The following is an 8,298-nucleotide window of genomic DNA, read 5'->3' on the forward strand; positions in this document are numbered from 1 at the left end:
AAGATTTAGATTTTACTATACAATTAGCAGTAGGTCATTTTATACTTCAAAACTATTAAGAACCCCTGCTAATCAATAATTTAGACGTTTAAACCACCCCTAAATTCGTTCTGATACATTAGTTTCGGCCAACTGTTATTTTCTCTGGATGTACAAGACATAAAATTCATAACCAATTGATAATCAGTTTTATGTAATTACAGATCTATTCGTTTGAAGAAGCTTTTGGCTAACGTATCTATGCATTACATGTGAGGAAAGGCCAATCCTTAACGATTGTACCTTTCCTGCATGTTTTGAGCACTTTATCTATTGGAACCTAGATATATGTATCCATTGAAAGGTTCAAGTGTTTTGCCAACTTCTGTATCGGTCGCGGTAATAATATAGTAGTAGGTACCTGCTGGAAGAACTCCCGAATTACCAAAAGAGCTTCCTGGTGATGAACCACCCCAATCATTCTGGTAATCTTTGGATGCATATACTTTGTCACCCCATCTATTGAAGACCATCACATCAAAGACAAACTGGCAGAAATCGACTCCTCTTATCTCGAAATGATCATTGGTCCCATCCCCATTTGGGGTAACTGCTGTTGAAATCTCAATTTCATCGCGTCCACAGGGTACACAATCGGTATTTACAACTATGGCAAAGTCTACAAAGTATTTACATTCTCCACCTGTTGAGCTATAGGCAATCTTATATTCCCCCGGCTTGTGTTCAAAAGGATCAAATAGTGCGCCGTTCAATATTACCTCTCCCTCAAGAGTCATGAATTCACCATTGGTATGGAATCCTTCTGGGAGGTAGTCCAACAGATTTATTGCCTCGTCTTCGACACAAATATCAATGGTCACTTCTACCAATTGTGGTTGCAGTACAAAGATGATCTGCTCAAAGGAAGCCGTATTTCCACAGGAATCGGTCACGTCCCAAGTATGGATAATCATAAAGTCATCCGAATCTTGTGAATCCTGTCGTTCCTGGCTGAAAACTACTTGATAGTCTCCACAGCCGCCAGTAAATGTCAATTGTGGTATTTCCGGGAAGGTGTCGCCACAAAGAATAGTGATTTCTTCCTCAAAGGGATCAGCCATGATCGGGCCAGTTGGGGGTACCGTGATTACCTGCATATGATTTACGGTATTACCGGCGCAATCACTTGCATTCCAGGTACGTGTAACGGTATATCCAGTAGCGCAGTTAGCGCTATTGGTCACTACTTCATCAAAGATAACTTCAATGTTGGGTTCGCAACTGTCAATAGCCGTTAGAACAATGGCTTCGGGCACTTCATTACAGGCTACCGTCATGTCCTGTGGTAAGGCCTCTACAAAGGTTGGAGCAACGGTGTCCTCAATCGTAATTACTTGCGCATGCTCCCGTACATTGCCGACACAATCCGTAATTGTCCAAGTTCTTGTAATTGTATATTCAGTGGCACATTCATCATCTTGACCCGAAATGTCTTCGTTAAGTACTACATTGATGGCACAAGAGCTACTTGATGTAATATCCGCTGCTGGTGGTATGGTATCACAAGCTTCAATGGTACTATCCGTTGGGTAACCTTCATTGCCATCATTATCAATTATATTTATGGAAACTGTATCATTGGCCAAAAGATTCACCAAACTGGTTGAAATATCGCTTAGTACGACTTGGAAATCCTCCGTATCCTCAATGATAATATCATCGATGATTGGAATGATAATATTCTGAGTATTTGGATTTCCTCCACCGAAGGTCAAGATTTGAGTGTTTGCGGGGACTCCCGTATAATCAAAAGGATCATTTGCCAAGCCATCCGTTGTGTTGAATGCTACGGTAAACTCATTTTGTACATCAGCATTTAGGATAACATTTAACGAAACAGTTCCAGCACCTTCGTCAATATCAATAGATGTAACATCAAATTGAACGCCAAGAGAAGGATCAGCATCATCATCTAGAATAGAACCGTTTGCCTGTGGCGTGTTTATAAATACCAACGGGTTGGTGACACCGGTAAGGCTTATAATGTAATTCTCAGTGGGCTCTATGATAGTATCATCCAGTATTGTAATTTCAATTGTCTGGGTTTCTCCGTCATTTCCTAGGAAGGAAAGGATATCTGCTTGTGCATCAAAATCAGTGGCATCGGCAGTGCCAAAGGCTGTCTCGAAAGATACGTCAAATGGTTCTTGGTAGTTCCCTGTAAGGACCACCTCGAATATTGCCGTTGCGTCTGTCCCCTCTGTCACGGTTACGTTGGTGCTGGCGAATGATATGCCCGTACCCGGTACCGCGTCGTCGTCGTTTATGTTCCCGTTGGCCGAATTGGTGGCCTGTCCGTCCACGAAGCCTATGCCCAGGTTGGAGACGATGTTGGATAGCTGTACGGAGAACGCCTCCTGTGGCTCTATCACGCTGTCGTCCAGGATCGGCACGTCGATGTCGAAGGACTTGGATGTGGGGGTGAAGGTAATGGTCCCGGTCTGTGCCGTGAAGTCGCTTCCGTCCGTCGCGGACCCGTCTATGGTTGCGTAGTCTACCGATACGTTCCCTGCGATGTCCCCGTTCAGGTTCACGGTGAACCTTGCGAATGCGTCTGTCCCCTCTGTCACGGTTACGTTGGTGCTGGCGAATGATATGCCCGTACCCGGTACCGCGTCGTCGTCGTTTATGTTCCCGTTGGCCGAATTGGTGGCCTGTCCGTCCACGAAGCCTATGCCCAGGTTGGAGACGATGTTGGATAGCTGTACGGAGAACGCCTCCTGTGGCTCTATCACGCTGTCGTCCAGGATCGGCACGTCGATGTCGAAGGACTTGGATGTGGGGGTGAAGGTAATGGTCCCGGTCTGTGCCGTGAAGTCGCTTCCGTCCGTCGCGGACCCGTCTATGGTTGCGTAGTCTACCGATACGTTCCCTGCGATGTCCCCGTTCAGGTTCACGGTGAACCTTGCGAATGCGTCTGTCCCCTCTGTCACGGTTACGTTGGTGCTGGCGAATGATATGCCCGTACCCGGTACCGCGTCGTCGTCGTTTATGTTCCCGTTGGCCGAATTGGTGGCCTGTCCGTCCACGAAGCCTATGCCCAGGTTGGAGACGATGTTGGATAGCTGTACGGAGAACGCCTCCTGTGGCTCTATCACGCTGTCGTCCAGGATCGGCACGTCGATGTCGAAGGACTTGGATGTGGGGGTGAAGGTAATGGTCCCGGTCTGTGCCGTGAAGTCGCTTCCGTCCGTCGCGGACCCGTCTATGGTTGCGTAGTCTACCGATACGTTCCCTGCGATGTCCCCGTTCAGGTTCACGGTGAACCTTGCGAATGCGTCTGTCCCCTCTGTCACGGTTACGTTGGTGCTGGCGAATGATATGCCCGTACCCGGTACCGCGTCGTCGTCGTTTATGTTCCCGTTGGCCGAATTGGTGGCCTGTCCGTCCACGAAGCCTATGCCCAGGTTGGAGACGATGTTGGATAGCTGTACGGAGAACGCCTCCTGTGGCTCTATCACGCTGTCGTCCAGGATCGGCACGTCGATGTCGAAGGACTTGGATGTGGGGGTGAAGGTAATGGTCCCGGTCTGTGCCGTGAAGTCGCTTCCGTCCGTCGCGGACCCGTCTATGGTTGCGTAGTCTACCGATACGTTCCCTGCGATGTCCCCGTTCAGGTTCACGGTGAACCTTGCGAATGCGTCTGTCCCCTCTGTCACGGTTACGTTGGTGCTGGCGAATGATATGCCCGTACCCGGTACCGCGTCGTCGTCGTTTATGTTCCCGTTGGCCGAATTGGTGGCCTGTCCGTCCACGAAGCCTATGCCCAGGTTGGAGACGATGTTGGATAGCTGTACGGAGAACGCCTCCTGTGGCTCTATCACGCTGTCGTCCAGGATCGGCACGTCGATGTCGAAGGACTTGGATGTGGGGGTGAAGGTAATGGTCCCGGTCTGTGCCGTGAAGTCGCTTCCGTCCGTCGCGGACCCGTCTATGGTTGCGTAGTCTACCGATACGTTCCCTGCGATGTCCCCGTTCAGGTTCACGGTGAACCTTGCGAATGCGTCTGTCCCCTCTGTCACGGTTACGTTGGTGCTGGCGAATGATATGCCCGTACCCGGTACCGCGTCGTCGTCGTTTATGTTCCCGTTGGCCGAATTGGTGGCCTGTCCGTCCACGAAGCCTATGCCCAGGTTGGAGACGATGTTGGATAGCTGTACGGAGAACGCCTCCTGTGGCTCTATCACGCTGTCGTCCAGGATCGGCACGTCGATGTCGAAGGACTTGGATGTGGGGGTGAAGGTAATGGTCCCGGTCTGTGCCGTGAAGTCGCTTCCGTCCGTCGCGGACCCGTCTATGGTTGCGTAGTCTACCGATACGTTCCCTGCGATGTCCCCGTTCAGGTTCACGGTGAACCTTGCGAATGCGTCTGTCCCCTCTGTCACGGTTACGTTGGTGCTGGCGAATGATATGCCCGTACCCGGTACCGCGTCGTCGTCGTTTATGTTCCCGTTGGCCGAATTGGTGGCCTGTCCGTCCACGAAGCCTATGCCCAGGTTGGAGACGATGTTGGATAGCTGTACGGAGAACGCCTCCTGTGGCTCTATCACGCTGTCGTCCAGGATCGGCACGTCGATGTCGAAGGACTTGGATGTGGGGGTGAAGGTAATGGTCCCGGTCTGTGCCGTGAAGTCGCTTCCGTCCGTCGCGGACCCGTCTATGGTTGCGTAGTCTACCGATACGTTCCCTGCGATGTCCCCGTTCAGGTTCACGGTGAACCTTGCGAATGCGTCTGTCCCCTCTGTCACGGTTACGTTGGTGCTGGCGAATGATATGCCCGTACCCGGTACCGCGTCGTCGTCGTTTATGTTCCCGTTGGCCGAATTGGTGGCCTGTCCGTCCACGAAGCCTATGCCCAGGTTGGAGACGATGTTGGATAGCTGTACGGAGAACGCCTCCTGTGGCTCTATCACGCTGTCGTCCAGGATCGGCACGTCGATGTCGAAGGACTTGGATGTGGGGGTGAAGGTAATGGTCCCGGTCTGTGCCGTGAAGTCGCTTCCGTCCGTCGCGGACCCGTCTATGGTTGCGTAGTCTACCGATACGTTCCCTGCGATGTCCCCGTTCAGGTTCACGGTGAACCTTGCGAATGCGTCTGTCCCCTCTGTCACGGTTACGTTGGTGCTGGCGAATGATATGCCCGTACCCGGTACCGCGTCGTCGTCGTTTATGTTCCCGTTGGCCGAATTGGTGGCCTGTCCGTCCACGAAGCCTATGCCCAGGTTGGAGACGATGTTGGATAGCTGTACGGAGAACGCCTCCTGTGGCTCTATCACGCTGTCGTCCAGGATCGGCACGTCGATGTCGAAGGACTTGGATGTGGGGGTGAAGGTAATGGTCCCGGTCTGTGCCGTGAAGTCGCTTCCGTCCGTCGCGGACCCGTCTATGGTTGCGTAGTCTACCGATACGTTCCCTGCGATGTCCCCGTTCAGGTTCACGGTGAACCTTGCGAATGCGTCTGTCCCCTCTGTCACGGTTACGTTGGTGCTGGCGAATGATATGCCCGTACCCGGTACCGCGTCGTCGTCGTTTATGTTCCCGTTGGCCGAATTGGTGGCCTGTCCGTCCACGAAGCCTATGCCCAGGTTGGAGACGATGTTGGATAGCTGTACGGAGAACGCCTCCTGTGGCTCTATCACGCTGTCGTCCAGGATCGGCACGTCGATGTCGAAGGACTTGGATGTGGGGGTGAAGGTAATGGTCCCGGTCTGTGCCGTGAAGTCGCTTCCGTCCGTCGCGGACCCGTCTATGGTTGCGTAGTCTACCGATACGTTCCCTGCGATGTCCCCGTTCAGGTTCACGGTGAACCTTGCGAATGCGTCTGTCCCCTCTGTCACGGTTACGTTGGTGCTGGCGAATGATATGCCCGTACCCGGTACCGCGTCGTCGTCGTTTATGTTCCCGTTGGCCGAATTGGTGGCCTGTCCGTCCACGAAGCCTATGCCCAGGTTGGAGACGATGTTGGATAGCTGTACGGAGAACGCCTCCTGTGGCTCTATCACGCTGTCGTCCAGGATCGGCACGTCGATGTCGAAGGACTTGGATGTGGGGGTGAAGGTAATGGTCCCGGTCTGTGCCGTGAAGTCGCTTCCGTCCGTCGCGGACCCGTCTATGGTTGCGTAGTCTACCGATACGTTCCCTGCGATGTCCCCGTTCAGGTTCACGGTGAACCTTGCGAATGCGTCTGTCCCCTCTGTCACGGTTACGTTGGTGCTGGCGAATGATATGCCCGTACCCGGTACCGCGTCGTCGTCGTTTATGTTCCCGTTGGCCGAATTGGTGGCCTGTCCGTCCACGAAGCCTATGCCCAGGTTGGAGACGATGTTGGATAGCTGTACGGAGAACGCCTCCTGTGGCTCTATCACGCTGTCGTCCAGGATCGGCACGTCGATGTCGAAGGACTTGGATGTGGGGGTGAAGGTAATGGTCCCGGTCTGTGCCGTGAAGTCGCTTCCGTCCGTCGCGGACCCGTCTATGGTTGCGTAGTCTACCGATACGTTCCCTGCGATGTCCCCGTTCAGGTTCACGGTGAACCTTGCGAATGCGTCTGTCCCCTCTGTCACGGTTACGTTGGTGCTGGCGAATGATATGCCCGTACCCGGTACCGCGTCGTCGTCGTTTATGTTCCCGTTGGCCGAATTGGTGGCCTGTCCGTCCACGAAGCCTATGCCCAGGTTGGAGACGATGTTGGATAGCTGTACGGAGAACGCCTCCTGTGGCTCTATCACGCTGTCGTCCAGGATCGGCACGTCGATGTCGAAGGACTTGGATGTGGGGGTGAAGGTAATGGTCCCGGTCTGTGCCGTGAAGTCGCTTCCGTCCGTCGCGGACCCGTCTATGGTTGCGTAGTCTACCGATACGTTCCCTGCGATGTCCCCGTTCAGGTTCACGGTGAACCTTGCGAATGCGTCTGTCCCCTCTGTCACGGTTACGTTGGTGCTGGCGAATGATATGCCCGTACCCGGTACCGCGTCGTCGTCGTTTATGTTCCCGTTGGCCGAATTGGTGGCCTGTCCGTCCACGAAGCCTATGCCCAGGTTGGAGACGATGTTGGATAGCTGTACGGAGAACGCCTCCTGTGGCTCTATCACGCTGTCGTCCAGGATCGGCACGTCGATGTCGAAGGACTTGGATGTGGGGGTGAAGGTAATGGTCCCGGTCTGTGCCGTGAAGTCGCTTCCGTCCGTCGCGGACCCGTCTATGGTTGCGTAGTCTACCGATACGTTCCCTGCGATGTCCCCGTTCAGGTTCACGGTGAACCTTGCGAATGCGTCTGTCCCCTCTGTCACGGTTACGTTGGTGCTGGCGAATGATATGCCCGTACCCGGTACCGCGTCGTCGTCGTTTATGTTCCCGTTGGCCGAATTGGTGGCCTGTCCGTCCACGAAGCCTATGCCCAGGTTGGAGACGATGTTGGATAGCTGTACGGAGAACGCCTCCTGTGGCTCTATCACGCTGTCGTCCAGGATCGGCACGTCGATGTCGAAGGACTTGGATGTGGGGGTGAAGGTAATGGTCCCGGTCTGTGCCGTGCCATTACCTTCACCCCCACATCCAAGTCCTTCGACATCGACGTGCCGATCCTGGACGACAGCGTGATAGAGCCACAGGAGGCGTTCTCCGTACAGCTATCCAACATCGTCTCCAACCTGGGCATAGGCTTCGTGGACGGACAGGCCACCAATTCGGCCAACGGGAACATAAACGACGACGACGCGGTACCGGGTACGGGCATATCATTCGCCAGCACCAACGTAACCGTGACAGAGGGGACAGACGCATTCGCAAGGTTCACCGTGAACCTGAACGGGGACATCGCAGGGAACGTATCGGTAGACTACGCAACCATAGACGGGTCCGCGACGGACGGAAGCGACTTCACGGCACAGACCGGGACCATTACCTTCACCCCCACATCCAAGTCCTTCGACATCGACGTGCCGATCCTGGACGACAGCGTGATAGAGCCACAGGAGGCGTTCTCCGTACAGCTATCCAACATCGTCTCCAACCTGGGCATAGGCTTCGTGGACGGACAGCCCACCAATTCGGCCAACGGGAACATAAACGACGACGACGCGGTACCGGGTACGGGCATATCATTCGCCAGCACCAACGTAACCGTGACAGAGGGGACAGACGCATTCGCAAGGTTCACCGTGAACCTGAACGGGGACATCGCAGGGAACGTATCGGTAGACTACGCAACCATAGACGGGTCCGCGACGGACGGAAGCGACTTCACGGCACAGACCGGGA

At 54.0% G+C, this 8,298-nt stretch carries 2 protein-coding genes; one reads left to right on the top strand and one right to left on the bottom strand.

Features of this window, described 5'->3' with window-relative positions:
* Positions 1 to 305: 305 nt before the first annotated feature.
* Complete coding sequence (locus ACP2AF_RS01515) at positions 306 to 7,667, bottom strand: Calx-beta domain-containing protein (RefSeq protein WP_425234485.1); 7,362 nt, start codon at positions 7,665 to 7,667, stop codon at positions 306 to 308.
* On the opposite strand from ACP2AF_RS01515, the gene ACP2AF_RS01520 reads away from it, so the two are divergent.
* The coding region (locus ACP2AF_RS01520) for a Calx-beta domain-containing protein (protein WP_425234478.1) at positions 7,614 to 8,298 on the top strand (685 nt) is incomplete at its 3' end. The two genes, ACP2AF_RS01515 and ACP2AF_RS01520, sit on opposite strands and share 54 nt — an antisense overlap.

Origin of the sequence: Ulvibacterium sp. (assembly GCF_965248315.1) — a bacterium.
GTDB lineage: Bacteria > Bacteroidota > Bacteroidia > Flavobacteriales > Flavobacteriaceae > Ulvibacterium.